At 68.5% G+C, this 19,595-nt stretch carries 15 protein-coding genes; 8 read left to right on the forward strand and 7 right to left on the reverse strand.

From position 1 onward, the window contains the following. Positions 1–152: 152 nt before the first annotated feature. Genes ACZ7L9_RS36935 through ACZ7L9_RS36955 form a run of 5 tightly spaced genes read right to left on the reverse strand, consistent with a single transcriptional unit; the run spans position 153 to position 5,603 of the window. Complete coding sequence (locus ACZ7L9_RS36935) at positions 153–1,463, reverse strand: DUF58 domain-containing protein (protein WP_471421915.1); 1,311 nt, start codon at positions 1,461–1,463, stop codon at positions 153–155. 10 nt (positions 1,464–1,473) lie between these two features. Continuing rightward, the gene (locus tag ACZ7L9_RS36940) at positions 1,474–2,475 is read right to left on the reverse strand and encodes an AAA family ATPase (protein ID WP_471421903.1); all 1,002 of its coding nucleotides are present in this window, start codon (positions 2,473–2,475) and stop codon (positions 1,474–1,476) included. Further along, a complete protein-coding gene (locus tag ACZ7L9_RS36945) occupies positions 2,472–3,677 on the reverse strand; it encodes a DUF4350 domain-containing protein (RefSeq protein WP_471421904.1) in 1,206 nt (401 codons plus the stop codon). Before ACZ7L9_RS36945 ends, ACZ7L9_RS36940 begins: the two co-directional genes overlap by 4 nt. After that, positions 3,674–4,363: a DUF4129 domain-containing protein gene (locus tag ACZ7L9_RS36950; RefSeq protein WP_471421905.1), complete on the reverse strand. Its 690-nt coding sequence runs from the start codon at positions 4,361–4,363 to the stop codon at positions 3,674–3,676. The genes ACZ7L9_RS36945 and ACZ7L9_RS36950 overlap by 4 nt, the downstream gene beginning before the upstream one ends. A 4-nt stretch (positions 4,364–4,367) precedes the next feature. Further along, positions 4,368–5,603 (reverse strand): hypothetical protein, encoded by a 1,236-nt coding sequence (locus ACZ7L9_RS36955; RefSeq protein WP_471421906.1) that lies wholly within the window; start codon positions 5,601–5,603, stop codon positions 4,368–4,370. 140 nt (positions 5,604–5,743) lie between these two features. Between ACZ7L9_RS36955 and mtnA the strand changes: the two genes are divergently transcribed. The 7 genes from mtnA to ACZ7L9_RS36990 all read left to right on the forward strand — a co-directional run bounded on the left by mtnA (position 5,744) and on the right by ACZ7L9_RS36990 (position 14,220). Beyond that, complete coding sequence (gene mtnA / locus ACZ7L9_RS36960; protein ID WP_471421907.1) at positions 5,744–6,889, forward strand: S-methyl-5-thioribose-1-phosphate isomerase; 1,146 nt, start codon at positions 5,744–5,746, stop codon at positions 6,887–6,889. A 4-nt stretch (positions 6,890–6,893) separates the two neighbouring features. Then, entirely contained in the window at positions 6,894–7,583 is a 690-nt protein-coding gene (gene mtrA, locus ACZ7L9_RS36965) for a two-component system response regulator MtrA (protein WP_187438793.1), read from the forward strand. A gap of 1 nt (position 7,584) precedes the next feature. After that, entirely contained in the window at positions 7,585–9,612 is a 2,028-nt protein-coding gene (mtrB, locus tag ACZ7L9_RS36970; RefSeq protein ID WP_471421908.1) for an MtrAB system histidine kinase MtrB, read from the forward strand. Then, on the forward strand, positions 9,602–11,467 hold the full coding sequence (locus tag ACZ7L9_RS36975; protein ID WP_471421909.1) for an LpqB family beta-propeller domain-containing protein: 1,866 nt from the start codon (positions 9,602–9,604) through the stop codon (positions 11,465–11,467). The genes mtrB and ACZ7L9_RS36975 overlap by 11 nt, the downstream gene beginning before the upstream one ends. Before the next feature lie 87 nt (positions 11,468–11,554). Beyond that, positions 11,555–12,283, forward strand: a complete 729-nt coding sequence (locus ACZ7L9_RS36980; protein WP_471421910.1) for a ComF family protein — start codon at positions 11,555–11,557, stop codon at positions 12,281–12,283. A 320-nt stretch (positions 12,284–12,603) separates the two neighbouring features. After that, positions 12,604–13,293: a ribosome hibernation-promoting factor, HPF/YfiA family gene (gene hpf / locus ACZ7L9_RS36985; protein ID WP_383759906.1), complete on the forward strand. Its 690-nt coding sequence runs from the start codon at positions 12,604–12,606 to the stop codon at positions 13,291–13,293. Positions 13,294–13,476: 183 nt separating this feature from the next. After that, positions 13,477–14,220 carry a response regulator gene (locus tag ACZ7L9_RS36990; protein ID WP_471421911.1) on the forward strand — a complete coding sequence of 248 codons (744 nt, stop codon included), beginning with the start codon at positions 13,477–13,479 and terminating at the stop codon, positions 14,218–14,220. 75 nt (positions 14,221–14,295) lie between these two features. On the opposite strand, the gene ACZ7L9_RS36995 is transcribed toward ACZ7L9_RS36990, so the two are convergent. After that, the gene (locus tag ACZ7L9_RS36995) at positions 14,296–15,471 is read right to left on the reverse strand and encodes a winged helix-turn-helix domain-containing protein (RefSeq protein ID WP_471421912.1); all 1,176 of its coding nucleotides are present in this window, start codon (positions 15,469–15,471) and stop codon (positions 14,296–14,298) included. Positions 15,472–15,565: 94 nt separating this feature from the next. Then, positions 15,566–16,159, reverse strand: a complete 594-nt coding sequence (locus tag ACZ7L9_RS37000; protein WP_471421913.1) for a GNAT family N-acetyltransferase — start codon at positions 16,157–16,159, stop codon at positions 15,566–15,568. Positions 16,160–16,399: 240 nt separating this feature from the next. Between ACZ7L9_RS37000 and secA the strand changes: the two genes are divergently transcribed. Further along, positions 16,400–19,219: a preprotein translocase subunit SecA gene (gene secA, locus ACZ7L9_RS37005; protein ID WP_471421914.1), complete on the forward strand. Its 2,820-nt coding sequence runs from the start codon at positions 16,400–16,402 to the stop codon at positions 19,217–19,219. Positions 19,220–19,595 lie beyond the last annotated feature (376 nt).

Here is a 19,595-nt window from a genome sequence, read left to right on the forward strand (position 1 = left end):
TACTGCAGGGGGGACCCTGTGGGAGAGTAGGACGCCGCCGAACTCCTTTTACGGGAAAGCCCCGTGCCCTTGTGGCACGGGGCTTTTCTGCGTTCAGAACCCGTCGGGGAATTGCCCCTTCCCCGACGGGTTTTTTGATGGGTGGGAGTGGGTCAGAGGCGACCCATATTCTTCAGAGCCAGGTAGGCGTCGGCTAGAGCCGGGGCGAGGTTGTCCGGGGTGGCATCGACGACGACAGCTCCGCGGCGCTGGAGCTGCTCTGCAGTGCGGAGTCGCCTCGCTCGGGCCTGTGCGCCGGCTGCCGACTCGTAGACTGCGTCCACGGTGCCCCTGGCTCCCACCATCTGTTCGATGTGCGGATCGGTCACCGACGCCACCAGCACCGTGTGGCGCTGAGTCAGTTGGCGGAGAACAGGCAGTAGGCCCTCTTCTACGGGGGCCGCGTCCAGACCGGTGAGGAGCACGATCAGGGAGCGACGAGGTGCGGAGGCAAGCACGGCAGCGCTGAGACCTCGAGCATCCGTTTCTACGAGTGCTGGTTCGACCGACGCCAGCGCATTCACCATGGCCGATAGGACGTCTCCCGCAGACCTGCTTTGGACCTGGGCTCGGATTCGACGGTCGTAGGCGAGCAGATCCACCCGGTCGCCCGCACGAGAGGCCAGCGCAGTAAGGAGCAGGGCCGCGTCCAGAGCGGCATCCAGACGGGGCACGTCACCGACACGGCCCGCCGAAGTACGGCCGGTGTCCAGGACGATGAGGATGTGGCGGTCCCGCTCAGGTCGCCATGTTCGCACCGCGACGGCGGACTGACGTGCTGTGGCCCGCCAGTCGATGGAACGCGTGTCGTCGCCGGGAACGTACTCACGCAGGCTGTCGAACTCAGTGCCTTTCCCGCGGGTGAGAACGCTGCTGCGGCCGTCGAGCTCCCGGAGCCTGGCGAGACGGGACGGCAGATGCTTGCGGCTGGTGAACGGTGGCAGGACACGTACCGTCCATGGGACTTGGTGATTCCCTTGGCGGGCTGCGAGCCCCAAAGGTCCGAACGAGCGGACGGTAACCCGTTCGGCTCGGCGGTCTCCGCGCCGCGTCGGTCGCAGCCTGGTGGTGAGCCGACGGCGCTCCCCCGCGGGGATCGTCAGCGTGTGACGGGCTGAGGCCTGCTCCGTGCCGGTGAGCCAGCTGCTGGGCGGCCAGGCGTCGCGGAGGTGTGCCCGTAGGCGTCGACGGGAAGGATTGGTCACCGTGAGTTGCACTTCGGCGGACTGCCCGAGGCGAACGGTTGTGTCACCGGATCGGGTGAACTGAAGCGTTCGCACTGGTGCGGCCAGGGCATAGTCGCACAGAATTGCTAGAGAGAGCGGTGCGTTGACCGCGAGTATGCCTGTCCAGCTTGGGGCAAGGATGCCTACAGGGAGTGACCCCAGGGCGGCCAGCAAGGCGGTACGTCCGGTAAGGGCCACGGTCACTGCCTCATCGGGGTACGGGGACGTGGGCGAGGATCGCCGTGATGACGGAGTCGGGGGTGACACCCTCCATCTCCGCCTCGGGCCGTAGTTGGATGCGATGGCGAAGCGTGGGGAGAGCCAGGGCTTTCACGTCATCTGGAATGACGTAGTCGCGGCCCGTGAGCCAGGCCCAGGCACGAGCGGTCGACAGCAGAGCGGTAGCGCCTCGGGGAGAGACACCGAGGGAGAGCGAGGGGGACTCACGCGTGGCGCGACAGATATCGACGACATAGCCGGCGATCTCAGGGGAGACCTTGGTCCGTGCAACTGCGTTGCGGGCTGCTTCCAGATCAGCCTGGCCGGCAACGGGGCGTATGCCCGCTGACCTGAGGTCGCGCGGATTGAAGCCGTCGGAATGACGGGTGAGGACGTTGATCTCCTCGTCGCGGGACGGCAAGGGCACGGTCAGCTTGAGGAGAAAGCGGTCCAGCTGGGCCTCGGGGAGCGGGTAGGTGCCCTCGTACTCGACCGGATTCTGCGTAGCGGCTACGAGGAAGGGGTCGGGCAGGAGCCGAGGGGTTCCGTCGACAGTGACCTGGCGCTCTTCCATCGCTTCCAGGAGGGAGGACTGCGTCTTGGGAGGGGTGCGGTTGATCTCGTCGGCGAGCAGCAGGTTGGTGAATACGGGGCCTGGCTGGAAGGAGAACGCTGCTGTGCGGGCGTCGTAGACCAGCGAGCCGGTTACATCGCTCGGCATCAGGTCGGGGGTGAACTGGACGCGCTTGGTGTCGAGTTCGAGTGAGGCGGCGAGTGCCCGGACCAAGAGGGTCTTGGCCACGCCGGGGACGCCCTCGAGGAGGACGTGACCTCGGCAGAGCAGGGCGACGACGAGTCCCGTGACTGCCGGGTCCTGGCCGACCACGGCCTTGGCGATCTCGGAGCGCAGCGCTTCCAGGGATGCGCGGGCTGTGTCGCCGTTCCCGAGGGTCTCGGTGGTCCCGGCGGGTACTGGGGGCGGGGCGCTCATGACGTGCGTACCTCTCTTTCGAGGGTGTCGAGTTGATCTGCCAGAAGTACAAGAGCGGCATCGTCGGACGGGGCGGGTCCGAAGAGCAGGGATGGGAGATCGGTACCGGTGGTGTCGAGGCGGACGGAGATGGCCGGGATGAGCGCCATAGGGGAGTGGGTATCGCGTGGGGAGACGCCGATGAGCGGGGCGATACGGGTGCGGGTGGCGGAACGCAGTGCGTCGGCGGCCCGGTCGCGGGCGTTTGCTCTGCGGTAGAGGCGGGCTCGCCCTTCAGCGGATTCGGAGGCGCGGATGACCACGGGCAGCCGTTCGGTCACCAGGGGGCCCAGACGACGGGCGCGCCAGATGGCGGCGAGTACAGCGGCAAGTGCGAGTTGCAGGGTGCCCCACAGCCAGCCTCGGGGAATCAGGTCGGCGAAGCTGCGGTCGTTGTGGGCGTCGCCGTCTCCGCCGTTCTCGGCGGCAGCGGAAGTGTCAGCGAGCGAGGGGAGGTACCAGACCAGATGTGGGCGGGAGCCGAGGAGTTGGAGGGCCAGGGAGGCATTGCCCTGGTTGCCGAGTCGGTCGTTGTAGAGGAGGTCGGGGGAACCGAGAAGAACGGTGTCACTCGTCCCATGTTCGATCAGGAGCAAGGTGGGGAGGCCATCGCTCGGGAAGCAGGCGACGAAGCCGGGGCCGTTCGAGGAGTAGTGGAAGCCTCCCGTTTCGGCGGTACCGGCGTTGCGGGCGGCGGACAGGGAGCATTGGGGGGCGCGGGCGGCCACCGGTCCGGCGGACTCTGCGCGGACACCGGGGACCAGGGTGCCCACGGAATCAGGGCCTGCTGCGAGAAGGACGGTGCGACCGGCCGAGCCGGTCTTGGCGTGGAGTTTGTTCTGCTGGTGCGGTGTCAGCAGATCGGGGGAGGTGACGAGCAGCGTGGTCTCGGGGCCGGCCTGGGCTGTGGCCTTGTCGAGCGTGGTGACCACATGCACGGAGACGCCACGCTCCTTGAGGAGTTCGGCGACGGCCCGGCTGCCGTAGCGGTCGGCGGAGCGGGGGTCGAGTCGGCCGTGGTGGTCACCGGAGGGCACGGTTGCCAGAGCGATTCCGGCTGCGGCGAGCACCAGGAGGGCGTACAGCAGACCTCGGGTTCGGGTCCAGATCTGGTACGGGGTGAGGGATGCCGAGGGGGTGGGGGTGGCGGTGACCTCGGTCATTCGACTGCTCCCCGGGCCGCGGTCGTCAGGAAGGGTTTGGCGGTCTGGAGATCGAGGTCCAGAGTTCGCACGGCGAGGTACGCCTGCTGGTCCGTGGTGCGGCCGCCGTATGTGACATCGTCGAATTCTCTGGCGGCGGCGTGGAGTCGCGTGGCGTGTGCGGGCAGCGGACGGCCCGCTTCGGCGGCGGCCTCGTCTGCGGTGCGCCCAGGGCGGGGGGCGAGCAGGGCTCGCTCTTCCAGAGAGCGGACGATGGCGCGCATGCGCTCCTGGAACGCTTCGTTCCAGCGGTGGGCGGCCGCATGGGCCTCGGCGGCCGCCCGGTGTTCGGCCGCGCTGCGCGGGCTGTCGTCGAAGAGGGCGTCAGCGGAACGCACGGTGCGGTGCGGGGTGCCCAGCCGCCACCAGAGCGCCGCGACCAGACTGATGACGACAAGCACAAGCACGACAAGCCCGGCTGGTCCGCCCGGTGCGGCGCCGGAGGCGGTGTCCAGGAGATCGCCGATCCAGTCCCAGAGCCGCTCGAGACCGCGCTGGAAGAGGTTGGGATCGTTCTCGTGGTACATCGGCTTGGACAACTCGTGCTTCGCGGCCTCCCGGGCCGGGACACGTGGAGTGTCCACGGGGATGTCGCCGCTCGCTCGTATCAGTAGCTGCGCTGCTGTTGTGCTCCCCGCCCCCGACACGGCATCAGCTCCTGGTGTCGTAACCCGGCAGGCCCGCTGCCCGGGCGAGATCGAGGTCGAGTGCCTCCCGGCGGATGCGCTGATCGATGTAGAGCAGGGCCATCACGCCGGCGGAGAGCGGGTAGGTGATCGTGGTGGTGATCACTTGGCCGATGCCGGAGACGATCAGGAACGGCCAGCCGAAGTCCATGGAGCCGTCGGTGATGAGGGAGCTGATACCGCCACCGTCCACAGACATCGCGATGATGCTGAACGGAATCGCGATGACCACGGACACGATGAGAGTCAGCAGCGAGGTCAGAGCCAGGATGCCGAAGGTTCTCCACCATGCGCCGCTGACCAGCTTCGCGGAGCGACGCATGGAGGTAGTGATCGATTGCCGCTCCAGCATCAGTGCCGGCGAGGCGAGACAGAAGCGGACCATCAGCCAGATGACGACGACGGAGGTGGCCAGGAAGCCGACGACGACCAGTGCGGCGCCTGCGGCGGAGCCGATCAGCATGCCCGGCAGCAGACCGACAGTCAGGATGGCGGAGCTGATCAGGACCAGCAGCAGTGTCAGACCCAGCATCTGGGCAAGCCGGGGCCGGGCCTCGGCCCATGCGTCCGAGAGCGTAACCGGGCGGCCGAGCACCGAGCGGCTGATCACCACGGTCAGTACGGATGTCGTGATCAGCGTGGCGATCATGGTGATGAACAGCGACGGGACGCTGTTGATCAGTGCCGACTGAGCCGAGTCGGCACTTTGCCTGAGCGCCTCCGAACCGGTGGCATTTGGGTTGATCGCTGCTGGTTCCGGCAGCAGGTAGTGCTGCACGAGGATGATCGCGACCTGGGCGATCACGGAGACGGTCAGCGTGATGCCGAGCACCGTGCGCCAGTGGGCGCGCATCGTGGAGACAGCGCCGTCGAGGATCTCGCCGACGCCGAGTGGTCGGAGCGGGATGACACCGGGCTTGGCTGCAGCGGGCGGCCGGCCCCAGCCGGAGCCGTGCGGCCCGCCGCCCCAGCCGGTGCCCTGAGGCCCCCCGCCCCAGCCCGGAGCGGGGGGATGTCCGCCGGGACCTGCTCCCGGAGTGCTCGGTGGGGACCACTGCCCTGCGGGCGGCTGCGTGGGCGACCAGTTCCCTGCCAGGCCGCTGCCGCTGCCGTCGACGGGCTCGGAAGGCCGGGGGACGCCCGCCTTCTGGCCTTCGGAGGGGGCAGATCCGGGCGAGGCCCAGCCCGGAGTGTCGTTCATTCTCGCTCCTTCATGGTCCTGTCCGCTCATCGGGGCGGCAGGTTGGCAGCCATCGTGCCACGCGTTGCTCCCGCGCGGGCCTGGCGCTCCATCTCCTTAGTACCTTCATTTATGAGCGGTTTACCGGGCAGACTGTGCGGATGGCTGATCAGGACGCGCAATCGCCGGTGGGTATTGGGCCTCCCGCGCTTCCCGTACTTCGCTGGGACGAGCTTCCGGCAGGTCCCGCGCTGGTGCTCCTCGACCAGACACGGCTGCCTGCCGAGGAGGCCGAACTCGTGTGCACCGATGTGCCCGCGCTGGTGCGGGCGATCCGGACGCTGGCAGTGCGCGGGGCGCCGCTGCTGGGTATCGCAGGGGCTTACGGAGTGGCTCTCGCAGCCGCGCGGGGAGACGACGTGGCCGAGGCCGCGGAACTGCTGGAGCGGGCGCGGCCCACCGCGGTGAATCTCGGATACGGGGTGCGGCGGGCTGCCGGGGTGTACGGGGCGGTCATCGGGAAGGAGGCCGATCCGGGGCAGGCCGCCGAGGCGGCGCTGTCCGAGGCCAGGGCGCTGCACCGGGAGGACGCCGAGGCCAGTGGGCGCATGGCGCGCTACGGGCTTGCTCTTCTGGATGAACTGCTCTCCGGCGGCGGGCATCAACTGCTCACGCACTGCAATACGGGGGCGCTCGTTTCGGGTGGTGAGGGCACTGCGTTCGCCGTGGCGCTCGGGGCGCACCGGGAGGGGAGGCTGCGCCGGCTGTGGGTGGACGAGACACGTCCACTGCTGCAGGGAACCCGGCTGACCGCATACGAGGCGGCCCGCAATGGCATGCCGTACAGCCTGCTCACGGACAATGCTGCAGGTTCGCTGTTCGCCGCGGGGGAGGTGGACGCCGTACTCATCGGGGCGGACCGCATTGCCGCGGACGGATCGGTGGCGAACAAGGTGGGGAGCTATCCGCTGGCGGTGCTCGCGAAGTACCACCACGTACCGTTCATCGTGGTGGCGCCGACCACGACCGTGGATCTGGACACCGCGGACGGGGCAGCGATCACCGTGGAGCAGCGATCCGCGAGTGAAGTGACGGAGCTCACATCGTTGCAGGCGGGGGTGGCAGGCGGGGATGCCGGCGGGATGCTCGTGGCACCGGTCGGAACCCCCGCGTACAACCCCGCTTTCGACATCACACCGCCGGAACTGGTTACGGCGATCGTCACGGAGGAGGGCGTAGTTTCCCCGGTCACGGGGGTCGGACTGGCAGAGCTGTGTGCCAGATCATCGCAGGTAACGATTAGCTAATGGGATGATGTCGATTATGAAGGGACGCGTCCTTGTCGTCGACGACGACACCGCACTGGCCGAGATGCTCGGGATTGTGCTGCGTGGTGAAGGTTTCGAGCCGTCGTTCGTAGCGGACGGCGACAAGGCACTTGCCGCATTTCGTGAGGCCAAGCCGGACCTGGTCCTGCTGGATCTGATGCTGCCCGGAAGGGACGGCATCGAGGTCTGCAGGTTGATCAGGGCCGAGTCGGGTGTGCCGATCGTCATGCTGACTGCCAAGAGCGACACGGTTGACGTGGTGGTGGGCCTGGAGTCCGGGGCCGACGACTACATCGTCAAGCCGTTCAAACCTAAGGAGTTGGTTGCCCGGATCAGGGCACGTCTGCGGAGGTCCGAGGAACCGGCACCGGAGCAGCTGGCCATCGGGGACCTGGTCATCGATGTGGCCGGTCACTCGGTGAAGCGGGAAGGGCAGTCGATCGCCCTGACCCCGCTGGAGTTCGACCTGCTGGTCGCGCTCGCCCGTAAACCGTGGCAGGTCTTCACCCGTGAGGTACTGCTGGAGCAGGTGTGGGGATACCGTCACGCCGCCGACACCCGGCTGGTGAACGTGCACGTTCAGCGACTGCGTTCCAAGGTCGAGAAGGACCCGGAGCGGCCTGAGATCGTGGTGACCGTCCGCGGGGTCGGTTACAAGGCCGGACCGAGCTGAGATGCCCCCGAGCAGCGCTGCTCCGCAGCCCGGGGAGCCGGGAGCCCGTGCGGGGCGGGCTGCTGCTCCAGGACACAGCGCGTCCCAGGTCGGGCGCCTTCTGAAGGGTGGCCGGTTGTTTCGCGACCGGGCGCTCGGCGGCCCTGTGCCGCGACTTCTGATGCGCTGGGTGCGGCGCCCGCTGCTGCCCGCCGTGCGGCTCTGGCGACGCAACCTCCAGCTCCGCGTCGTCGCGGGCACGCTGCTCATGTCGCTCGGTGTGGTGCTGCTCCTCGGGCTGGTCGTGATCGGGCAGGTGCGCAATGGCCTGCTCGACGCCAAGAGCAAAGCTGCCCAGACCCAGGCCGCCGGCGGTTTCGCGGCGGCCCAGGAGAAGGCGAACGCCCCGCTCACCCCCGGTGGGCAGGGCAGCGACGCGGTGGACGGCAGCACGGGCAACAACTCCTGGCGGACCGAACTCGTCGACCAGCTCGCCAGCGGGGGCAAGAACGCCTTCAACGTGGTGGCGCTCAGCGCGGACGAGGGCACCCGTGCGCCGCGCGGCTCGGGCAGTGTGGAGGCGGTGAGCATCCCGCAGAGCTTGCGGGACTCCGTGAACAACGGCCCGGGAGCCTTCCAGACGTACTCCCTGATCCAGTATGCGAACGGCCAGGAGTCGCAGCCCGGACTTGTCGTGGGCAAGCGGCTCTACGACATCGATCACAATCCGTACCAGCTCTACTACCTCTTCCCGCTGACGCAGGAGGAGAAGTCATTGACGCTGGTCAAGGGCACGCTGGCGACCGCGGGAATGTTCGTGGTCGTGCTGCTCGGGGCCATTGCCTGGTTCGTGGTGCGACAGGTCGTCACGCCCGTACGGATGGCGGCGGGCATCGTTGAGCGGCTCTCCGCGGGTCGGCTCCAGGAACGGATGAAGGTCACCGGCGAGGACGACATCGCCCGGCTCGGTGAGGCCTTCAACAAGATGGCGCAGAACCTGCAGCTCAAGATCCAGCAGCTGGAGGAACTGTCCCGGATGCAGCGGCGCTTCGTCTCCGATGTCTCCCACGAGCTGCGGACACCACTGACGACCGTACGGATGGCCGCCGATGTCATCCATGAGGCCCGCAGCGACTTCGATCCCGTGACGGCACGCTCCGCGGAGCTGCTCGGGGATCAGCTCGACCGGTTCGAGTCGCTGCTCTCCGATCTGCTGGAGATCAGCCGGTTCGACGCGGGCGCCGCGGCGCTGGAGGCGGAGCCGATAGATCTGCGGCAGGTCGTCCGACGAGTGATCGGCGGGGCGGAGCCGCTGGCCGAGCGCAAGGGCACCCGGATCCGGGTGGTAGGCGACGAGCAGCCGGTGATCGCGGAGGCCGACGCGCGGCGGATCGAGCGGGTCCTGCGCAATCTGGTGGTCAACGCCGTCGAGCACGGCGAGGGCCGGGACGTGGTGGTGCGGATGGGGGTGGCCGGAGGTGCGGTCGCCGTGGCCGTCCGGGACTACGGTGTGGGGCTCAAGCCCGGCGAGGCGACGCGGGTGTTCAACCGCTTCTGGAGGGCTGACCCGGCCCGCGCGCGAACGACCGGCGGCACCGGGCTCGGACTGTCCATCGCCGTGGAGGACGCCCGGCTGCACGGCGGCTGGCTGCAGGCATGGGGCGAGCCCGGCGGCGGTTCGCAGTTCCGGCTGACTCTGCCGCGCACGGCGGACGAACCGCTGCGCGGATCGCCCATACCGCTGGAGCCCGAGGACTCCCGGCGCAACCGGGAGAACCGGGAGCGCGCCGCTGCCGCTTCCACCGCGACCGGGATTGGGCACCGGCTGACGGCGGTGCCGAACCAGCCCGGCGACAACGATCGGGCCGCGCTGCCGGTACCCTCGCGCGCGCCCGTGGCCCCCCGTACCGCACCGGCCTCGGTGCATCCGGCGGCCCTGCCGGGGAGCGGAGCACGAGTGGTCGCGCGCCCCGCCGAGGACCGGCCGGGTAGCGAATTCGACTTTGCGGTGAAGGAACCGGAGCGGGGGGAATCGAATCGTGGGCACTGACCGTCGCCGGGACGGCCATGGGCGAGTGCTGGGGCTGTTTGCGCTGCTCGGAAGCGGTGTCGTGCTCCTGTCCGCGTGCGGCTCGATGCCCGTCACCGGGGATGTCAAGGCTGTCGACGCCTCGCAGCCCGGCGATTCCCAGGTGCAGGTGTACGCCGTGGCACCGCGCGACAACGCCACCCCCAACGAGGTGGTCGACGGCTTCCTGGAGTCCATGACCAGTGATGACTCGGACTTCAGGACAACTCGTAAGTACCTGACGAGGAAGGCAGCCAGTACCTGGAAGCCGAGCGCGTTCACGACGGTGCTCACCAAGGCGCCGAACCGTAACGACCGCCCGTTCCGCGACAGCGACCGCGCCATCACGGAGATCACCTACACCCTGACCGGCGAGAAGGTGGCAACGGTCGATGCCCAGAGCGCCTATCAGCCGCTCGCGCCCACGGACTACAACCAGACCCTGCGCCTGGTGAAGGAGAGCGGGCCGGAGGGCAAGGAGTGGCGCATCGACATGGTGCCGGACGGGCTTCTTCTCGGACAGTCGGACTTCAAGCGGCTCTATCGCTCCGTCGACAAGTTCTATTTCGCCGCAGGGCGGACGGCTGCGCAGTCGACGCTGGTCGCCGACCCCGTCTATCTCCGTAGCCGGACGGACCCCGTCACCGGGATGGACACCGTGACGCAGGCGGTCCGCAGTCTCCTGGCGGGGCCGACCAGTTGGCTGCGGCCGGTGGTTGCCTCCCGCTTCCCCCCGGGTACGGCGCTGAAGAAGGGCGTCACCTCGCTGTCCCCCGACGACCGCAACGTACTGAAGGTGCCGCTCAACAAGAAGGCGGACGGCGTCGGACAGCGGTCCTGCCGCATGATGGCGGCACAGGTCGTCTACACCCTGCGGGACCTGACGTCCGCACGGGTCGAGCAGGTCCAGCTCCAGCGCTCCGACGGCTCCCCGCTGTGTGTCATCGGGGCGGACCAGGCGGAGGAGTTCGCCCCTGACGGTTCGTCGAGTGGGCCGGACAGCCAGTACTTCGTCGATGCCAGGGGGCATGTGGAGCGAATTCCCGGCAGCACCAAGGGCAGTGGCACCCCGGAGGCGGTGGCCGGTCCGCTCGGCAGCGGAACGGAGCGGATGAGCGCGGTCGGTGTGGCCAGGGACGAGCAGTCGGCGGCGGCGGTCTCGCACGACAAGACCGCTCTCTACGTGTCCTCCATCGTTTCGGACGGCGAGCTTCCCGCAGCCTCGGTGACCAGCAGGGGAAAGAGCCCGAAGAACCGCCTGTCGGTACCGAGCTGGGACGGCCGGGGTGACCTCTGGGTGGCCGACCGGGATCCCGGCAACCCCAGACTCCTGCGGCTGGCCGGTGGCACCGGCAAGGCGCAGGAGGTCACTGTGCCGAGCCTGGAAGACGATCGGATCGAGGCGCTGCGGATGTCCGCGGACGGGGTACGGATCGCGCTTCTGGTGACCAAGGACCACCACACCACACTGAAGATCGGCCGGATCGAAAGGCGAGGGCCGGAGGCCGAACAGCAGGTCTCGGTGGTGGAACTGCGGCAGGCCGCACCGCAACTGACGGATGTGACCGCGATGTCGTGGTCGGGCCGGAGCCGTCTCGTGGTGGTCGGCAAGGAGCAGGGTGGCGTGCAGCAGGTGCGCTATGTGCAGGCGGACGGGTCGACACCGGCTTCGGGTGTCCTGCCCGGCGTGAACCAGGTGTCGTCGGTCGCGGCGGCGGACGACGAGCAGCTGCCGCTGATGGCGGCCACGTCGAGCGACGGGATCGTGAAACTGTCGCCGGGTGACAACTGGCAGACGGTGGTCAAGCAAGGCTGGTCGCTGGTCTACCCGGGCTGAGTTTCTCCGGCGGGCCGTGATCTCACGAGATCGCCCCGGTTGTCCACAGGGGTGGCCGGGGCCCTTCGGGGAGTGCACAGTGGAGTCATGCGGGGGTGGTGGCGGGAAATCTCCGGGCTGGTTTTGCCGGTGTCCTGCGGTGGCTGCGGCAGGCCTCGTATCGAGTTGTGCGAGGAATGCCGTGCGGAGTTGTACGGCGCGGTGCCGCGCAGGGTGAGGCCCGTGCCGGAGCCGGTGGGCCTGCCGGTGGTGCATGCGGCCGCCGCGTACGAGAACGCGGTACGTGCGGTACTCCTGGCCCATAAGGAGCGCGGTGCACTGGGGCTGGCCGGGGCACTCGGTAAGGCGCTGGCGGGGGCAGTACGGGCCGGGACGGGGCAGGAGGGCTTCGTCGGCCCGCAGCTGCTCGTGCCCGTGCCGTCGGCGCGGCGGGCGGTGGCGGCACGGGGGCATGATCCGATGCGGCGGATCGCGTTGGCCGCCGCCCGTGAGCTGCGGCGCGGCGGCATCGGGGCCGAGGTGGCCGGTGTGCTTCGGCAGCGGCGACCGGTGGCCGATCAGGCGGAGCTCGGAGCCCGGCAGCGGCAGGCGAATCTTGCGGGGGCGCTGGAGGTGGTGGCCGGAGGTGAACGGCTGCTTGCGGCCGGACGGGTGGTGCTGGTGGACGACCTTCTGACGACCGGCTCCTCGCTGGCCGAAGCGGCTCGGGCGATCGGGGCAGCGTGTGGGCGCGACGGTGCCGTACACGGCAGTGGCCAGGCAGCCGTTGTCGCAGCATCTCCGTCCGCCTCCAAAATAAACCGGAACTGCCGGTGAACCTGCATCGTTGCAGGTAGTGAGCGGGTAAAAAGACCTGAACGGAGGTACGTGCGAGTAGCGGGTGCCGACATCCGGCCAGGCAGGCTATGTTCGGTTGTGAGGAATGGTGAATGCCGGACCTCGATGAATGCACCGCCAGGTTTCGGGCAGGTGACTCACCGGTAGCCAGAAGCAGAGAATTCGGTGGGGTGGAAACCCCGCCGATGGGGGAGGAGGAGGTGTAAGCCACCGAGTCCGCGGCTCCGGCTAGACCGGAGCCTGGTGCAAAAGGGAGATGCTCCGCCGCTGAGCGGGGCGATCCGGGAACGGAGTTCTGCGTGGACATCGTCGTCAAGGGCCGCAAGACCGAGGTGCCTGAGCGGTTCCGCAAGCACGTGGCCGAGAAGCTGAAGCTGGACAAGATCCAGAAGTTCGACGGCAAGGTGATCAGCCTCGACGTCGAGGTGTCCAAGGAGCCGAACCCCCGTCAGGCCGACCGTTCCGACCGGGTGGAGATCACGCTCCGCTCGCGTGGGCCGGTCATCCGGGCGGAAGCGGCCGCCGGCGACCCGTATGCAGCGCTGGACCTGGCCACCGGCAAGTTGGAGGCGCGGCTGCGCAAGCAGCACGACAAGCGCTACAGCCGCCGTGGCAACGGCCGGATTCCCGCTGCCGAAGTCGCCGAGACGGTGCCGGGTGCGGCGTCGTTCAACGGCGAGGGTGAACTGGTCGGCAACGAGACGTCCGAGTCCGTGCCCACCACCAGGTTCGGCTCGCTGGAGGTGCGGGGCGAGGGCCCGCTGGTGATGCGCGAGAAGACGCATGTCGCCGCACCGATGTCGCTCGATCAGGCGCTCTACGAGATGGAGCTGGTCGGGCACGACTTCTATCTGTTCGTCGACTCCGAGACGAAGGAACCCAGCGTCGTCTACCGACGGCATGCCTATGACTACGGTGTCATCCACCTGAGGACCGATCCGCTGGCCGCCGATGAGGCGGGCGGCGCGGGCGGTGCGCTCGGCGGCTGATGCCACCTTCCGTGGTGCCCCTGGAGCGCCTGTGCGCCCCCAGGGGCACCCGTGTGCGGGCACAGGATCACCGCTCCGACGTCCAGGCGTGAAATCATGTCGTCCCAAGCCAACCGGTGTTCTTCGAACTGCCGTTGGCGGACAGTTGTGAACTTCAGGCCATGGCCTTCAGGGGGAGGAACGATGGCGGACACCTTCGGGCCCGTGCGCGATGCGAATGATGCCGATGACACCGCCGGTGCGGACGCGGACAGTGGTTCCGGCAAGGAGCCGATCCGGGTCCTCGTGGTGGATGACCACGCGCTCTTCCGCAGAGGGCTGGAGATCGTCCTCGCCCAGGAGGAGGACATCCAGGTCATCGGCGAGGCGGGTGACGGGGCGGAGGCGGTCGACAAGGCCGCCGATCTACTGCCCGACATCGTGTTGATGGATGTCCGGATGCCCAGGCGTGGCGGCATCGAAGCGTGCACCTCCATCAAGGAGGTGGCCCCCAGTGCGAAGATCATCATGCTGACGATCAGCGACGAGGAGGCCGACCTCTACGATGCGATCAAGGCGGGCGCCACCGGCTATCTCCTCAAGGAGATCTCCACGGACGAGGTGGCCACGGCGATCCGCGCGGTCGCCGACGGGCAGTCCCAGATCAGCCCCTCCATGGCGTCCAAACTGCTCACCGAGTTCAAATCGATGATCCAGCGGACCGACGAGCGCAGGCTGGTGCCCGCGCCGCGGCTCACCGATCGGGAACTCGAAGTCCTGAAACTTGTCGCAACGGGCATGAACAATCGCGATATCGCGAAAGAACTGTTCATTTCCGAGAACACCGTGAAGAACCACGTCCGCAACATTCTGGAGAAGTTGCAGCTGCACTCCAGGATGGAAGCCGTGGTCTATGCCATGCGGGAGAAGATCCTGGAGATCAGGTGACCGGTCCGCGGACGGACCGAACCGGCTGAACAGATCGAACAGCGCGGCGTCGGGCAGAGAGACGGGAATGCGCGCTCACGTCAGAGCGCGGGCGATTTCCTGAGCGAGCGGCCCGCGCAGTTCCGGTGCGTCGACCCGCTCCAGTCGGACATCCGTACAGCCGACCCAGGACGCGGCCTCCACCAGGGCCTCGGCCATCGGCGCCACGGCCCTCCTGCTCTCCAAGGACACCTGCCGGGCGACCAGCGTGCTGCCCTCGCGCGCCGGGTCGACACGGCCCCGCAGCCTTCCGCCCGCCAGCAGCGGCATCGCGAAGTATCCGTGTATCCGCTTGGGCTTGGGGACGTAGGCCTCCAAGCGGTGGGCGAAACCGAAGATCCGCTCGGTGCGTGCCCGCTCCCAGACCAGCGAGTCGAACGGCGACAACAGGGTTGTACGGTGCCGCCCGCGCGGCTCCGAGGCCAGCGCCGCCGGGTCCGCCCAGGCCGGCTTCGACCAGCCCTGCACCGTCACCGGCACGAGGCCGGAGTCCGCCACGACGGCGTCGAACTGCTCGCCCTTGAGCCGGTGGTAGTCCGCGATGTCCGCGCGGGTGCCGACGCCCAGGGACTGGCCCGCCAGCGCGACCAGCCGGCGCAGACACTCCGCGTCGTCCAGATCGTCGTGCAGCACGGCATCGGGCACGGCCCGCTCGGCGAGGTCGTACACCCGCTTCCAGCTGCGCCGCTCGGTGCACACCACCTCGCCGTACATCAGGGCGCGCTCGACGGCGACCTTCGACTCCGACCAGTCCCACCACTCCCCGCCGTTCTTCGCGCCGCCCAGCTCCGTCGCCGTCAGCGGGCCCTCGGTGCGCAGCTGCTTGATCACCGTCTCGTAGGCGCCGTCCGGCAGGTCGTGGTGCCAGTGGGGGCGCGAGCGGTAGGCGCGGCGGCGGAACGCGAAGTGCGGCCACTCCTCGACCGGCAGGATGCAGGCCGCGTGCGACCAGTATTCGAAGGTGCGGCCGCCCGACCAGTACGCCTCCTCGACCGTGCGCCGGCCAATCGCGCCCAGGCGTGCGTACGGAATCAGTTCGTGCGAACGCGCGAGCACCGAGATCGTGTCGAGCTGCACGGCACCGAGATGCCGCAGCACACCCGGAACGCCGGCCCGGCGGTCCGGAGCGCCCAGGAATCCCTGGGCGCGCAGGGCTATCCTGCGCGCCTGATCGGCGGAGAGTTCGGCGGTGGGAGGCGGCGCAGACGTCATGCCCCGCACCCTAGAGGGCGGCACTGACATCCGGTCGGGAGTCCACGGGCCGGGTGGTTCGGAGAGTTCACCGGCGAGCGGCGGGGGTGGTGGGTCAGGTGGCTGCCGGCAGACCGTTCGCTGCGGGCAGATAGGTATCCGTGCCCGGCAGGCCGAGATCGGACGGGAGCAGCGCGCCGATCCAGGCGTCGCGCCGTACACCCTTGTTGAGCAGCGCCGACCGCTGCTCGCCCTCCATCCGGAAGCCGACACGCAGCGCCACGGCACGCGAAGGGATGTTGCCGACCTCGGCCCGCCACTCCAGCCGGTCACCGTCGAGCGAGGTGAAGGCCCATCGGGCGGCGGCCAGGACCGCCTCCGACGTGTAACCGCGGCCCCGGTGCTCCCTGGCGGTCCAGAACCCCACCTCGTACGTGCCCGGCAGATTGCGGCGAGTGATGCCGACCGCGCCCACGAGCGCTCCGCTCTCGCGCAGAACCACCGCGAAGCTGTACGCGGAGTCCTCGTGCCAGCCGCCGGGGGACAGCTTTTCTGCGAAGAACTCGGCGTCGGCGTGGCTGTACGGGGAGGGCACGACCGTCCAGCGCTGGATGTCCGGGTCCTGACAGGCGGCGTGGATCTCGTCCGTGTCACTGCCGGCGAAGGGGCGCAGCAGCAGACGCTCGGTGGTGAGGGTGGTCGGTTCCATGTACGGATTCTGGTGACGCGCAGGCCGTGAAGCGAACACTTTTCGGACTTCCCGGCACCTTCGGCGCTCCCCGGCCGTTGACTGGGAAGGGACCCGTGGGGCAAACGCGGCGGCAGCCCTCCCGGCGCGGCGTGGTCCTCGCTTACGATGGCCGTTGCGGTGGGGCCCACCTGCCGTGCCCGCGCCAGAGTCCTTAACACGACCCAGTGCCAGGCCCGACCGGCAAGGAGACCAGCCTCAGTGTCCGTCTTCAACAAGCTCATGCGTGCAGGCGAAGGCAAGATCCTGCGCAAACTGCACCGCATCGCGGACCAGGTCAGCTCCATCGAAGAGGACTTCGTCAACCTCTCCGACGCCGAGCTGCGGGCGCTCACCGACGAGTACAAGGAACGGTACGCGGACGGCGAGAGCCTGGACGACCTGCTCCCCGAAGCATTCGCGACCGTCCGTGAGGCCGCCAAGCGGGTCCTCGGACAGCGCCACTACGACGTCCAGATGATGGGCGGCGCAGCCCTGCACCTCGGCTATGTGGCCGAGATGAAGACCGGCGAGGGCAAGACCCTGGTCGGTACCCTGCCGGCGTATCTCAACGCGCTCTCCGGCAAGGGCGTGCACCTGATCACGGTCAATGACTATCTGGCCGAGCGCGACTCCGAGATGATGGGTCGGGTTCACAAGTTCCTCGGCCTGACCGTCGGCTGCATCATCGCCAACATGACGCCGGCCCAGCGCCGTGAGCAGTACGCCTGCGACATCACGTACGGCACGAACAACGAGTTCGGCTTCGACTACCTCCGCGACAACATGGCGTGGTCCGCGGACGAGCTCGTCCAGCGCGGCCACAACTTCGCCGTGGTCGACGAGGTCGACTCGATCCTCGTCGACGAGGCCCGTACGCCGCTGATCATCTCCGGCCCGGCCGACCAGGCCACCAAGTGGTACGGCGACTTCGCCAAGCTGGTCACGCGCCTGACCAAGGGCGAGGCGGGCAACCCGCTCAAGGGCATCGAGGAGACCGGCGACTACGAGGTCGACGAGAAGAAGCGGACCGTCGCCATCCACGAGCCCGGTGTCTCGAAGGTGGAGGACTGGCTCGGCATCGAGAACCTGTACGAGTCGGTGAACACGCCCCTCGTCGGGTACCTCAACAACGCCATCAAGGCCAAGGAACTCTTCAAGAAGGACAAGGACTACGTCGTCATCGACGGCGAAGTCATGATCGTCGACGAGCACACCGGCCGTATCCTGGCCGGCCGCCGCTACAACGAGGGCATGCACCAGGCGATCGAGGCGAAGGAAGGGGTGGACATCAAGGACGAGAACCAGACGCTCGCCACGATCACCCTGCAGAACTTCTTCCGCCTCTACGGCAAGCTCTCCGGCATGACCGGTACGGCGATGACCGAGGCCGCCGAGTTCCACCAGATCTACAAGCTCGGTGTGGTGCCGATCCCCACCAACCGGCCGATGGTCCGTGCCGACCAGTCGGACCTGATCTACCGCACCGAGGTCGCGAAGTTCGCGGCGGTCGTCGACGACATCGCCGAGAAGCACGAGAAGGGCCAGCCGATCCTGGTCGGCACCACCTCGGTCGAGAAGTCCGAGTATCTCTCGCAGCAGCTGTCCAAGCGCGGAGTGCAGCACGAGGTCCTCAACGCCAAGCAGCACGACCGTGAGGCGACGATCGTTGCCCAGGCCGGCCGCAAGGGCGCGGTCACGGTCGCGACGAACATGGCCGGACGAGGCACCGACATCAAGCTCGGCGGCAACCCCGACGATCTCGCCGAGGCGGAGCTGCGTCAGCGTGGCCTCGACCCCGTCGAGCACGTCGAGGAGTGGGCGGCAGCGCTGCCCGCCGCGCTGGAGAAGGCCGAACAGGCCGTGAAGGCGGAGTTCGAAGAGGTGAAGGAACTCGGCGGGCTCTACGTCCTGGGCACCGAGCGGCACGAGTCGCGGCGTATCGACAACCAGCTGCGCGGTCGTTCCGGCCGTCAGGGCGACCCGGGCGAGTCCCGCTTCTATCTGTCGCTCGGCGACGACCTGATGCGCCTGTTCAAGGCGCAGATGGTCGAGCGCGTCATGTCGATGGCCAACGTGCCGGACGACGTGCCGATCGAGAACAAGATGGTGACGCGGGCGATCGCGTCGGCCCAGTCGCAGGTCGAGCAGCAGAACTTCGAGACGCGTAAGAACGTCCTGAAGTACGACGAGGTGCTCAACCGGCAGCGCGAGGTCATCTACGGCGAGCGCCGCCGGGTCCTGGAGGGCGAGGATCTGCAGGACCAGGTCCGCCACTTCATGGACGACACGATCGACGACTACATCCGTCAGGAGACCGCCGAGGGCTTCGCCGAGGAGTGGGACCTGGACCGGCTGTGGGGTGCGTTCAAGCAGCTCTACCCGGTGAAGGTCACCGTCGAGGAGCTGGAGGACGCGGCCGGCGACCGGGCCGGGATCACCGCAGAGTTCATCGGTGAGTCCATCAAGGACGACATCCACGAGCAGTACGACGAGCGCGAGAAGCAGCTCGGCTCGGACATCATGCGTGAGCTGGAGCGGCGTGTGGTGCTGTCCGTCCTGGACCGCAAGTGGCGTGAGCACCTCTACGAGATGGACTACCTCCAGGAGGGCATCGGCCTCCGTGCCATGGCGCAGAAGGACCCGCTGGTCGAGTACCAGCGGGAGGGCTTCGACATGTTCAACGCCATGATGGAGGGCATCAAGGAGGAGTCCGTCGGCTACCTGTTCAACCTGGAGGTTCAGGTCGAGCAGCAGGTCGAGGAGGTTCCCGTGCAGGACGAGGCCGAGCGCACCTCGCTCGCCAAGGAGGACCTCGTGCCGGCGGCGCGTCCGGAGATCCGGGCCAAGGGGCTCGACGCTCCGCAGCGTCCGGACCGGCTGCACTTCTCCGCTCCCACGGTGGACGGGGAGGGCGGGGTCGTCGAGGGCGACTTCTCCAGCAGTGACGGTGGCGGTGCGTCGGAGTCGGACGGACTGACTCGGGCGGAGCGGCGCAAGGCGCAGAAGAACGGTGGGGGTGGGCGGCGCCGTAAGAAGTAGCGGCGGCGTTGCCGGCGTCGGCGTTCTGGGCGTTGGCGCCGGCGTTGTTGAGAGCAGAGCTGGCCGGGGTCGGGCACCTTTTGGGGGTGCTCGGCCCCGGTTTGTTTTTGCCGCGGGGCGGGAGCTTGGGCTTGGGCCTGGGGTAGGGCCCGGTCGGGGGGCTTGGCGTGGGTGGGTGGGCCGCTGCGCGGGCTGTCCGCTGCCCGCCCCTTCCCGAAATCGGGGCTCTGCCCCGGACCCCGCTCCTCAAACGCCGGAGAGGCTGGAATCGGGGCGGAGGGCTAGGGGCAATGCCGTTCGGTTAGGGGTTCGACTGGCGGCGCAACTCTCGGCGTTTCGGCTGGTGATACGGGTGCAGCCCTTGTAGTGGTTCTCG

The sequence above is a fragment of the Streptomyces sp. NPDC111516 genome (assembly GCF_055635345.1).

Excerpts from the sequence above, each read along its gene's own strand:
- mtrB (WP_471421908.1), top strand. The coding sequence starts at position 7,585 with ATGCCCCCGAGCAGCGCTGCTCCGCAGCCCGGGGAGCCGGGAGCCCGT.
- ACZ7L9_RS36945 (WP_471421904.1), bottom strand. The coding sequence starts at position 3,677 with ATGACCGAGGTCACCGCCACCCCCACCCCCTCGGCATCCCTCACCCCG.
- ACZ7L9_RS37000 (WP_471421913.1), bottom strand. The coding sequence starts at position 16,159 with ATGGAACCGACCACCCTCACCACCGAGCGTCTGCTGCTGCGCCCCTTC.
- ACZ7L9_RS36990 (WP_471421911.1), top strand. The coding sequence starts at position 13,477 with ATGGCGGACACCTTCGGGCCCGTGCGCGATGCGAATGATGCCGATGAC.
- mtrA (WP_187438793.1), top strand. The coding sequence starts at position 6,894 with ATGATGTCGATTATGAAGGGACGCGTCCTTGTCGTCGACGACGACACC.
- ACZ7L9_RS36995 (WP_471421912.1), bottom strand. The coding sequence starts at position 15,471 with ATGACGTCTGCGCCGCCTCCCACCGCCGAACTCTCCGCCGATCAGGCG.
- ACZ7L9_RS36955 (WP_471421906.1), bottom strand. The coding sequence starts at position 5,603 with ATGAACGACACTCCGGGCTGGGCCTCGCCCGGATCTGCCCCCTCCGAA.
- mtnA (WP_471421907.1), top strand. The coding sequence starts at position 5,744 with ATGGCTGATCAGGACGCGCAATCGCCGGTGGGTATTGGGCCTCCCGCG.
- ACZ7L9_RS36980 (WP_471421910.1), top strand. The coding sequence starts at position 11,555 with ATGCGGGGGTGGTGGCGGGAAATCTCCGGGCTGGTTTTGCCGGTGTCC.
- ACZ7L9_RS36940 (WP_471421903.1), bottom strand. The coding sequence starts at position 2,475 with ATGAGCGCCCCGCCCCCAGTACCCGCCGGGACCACCGAGACCCTCGGG.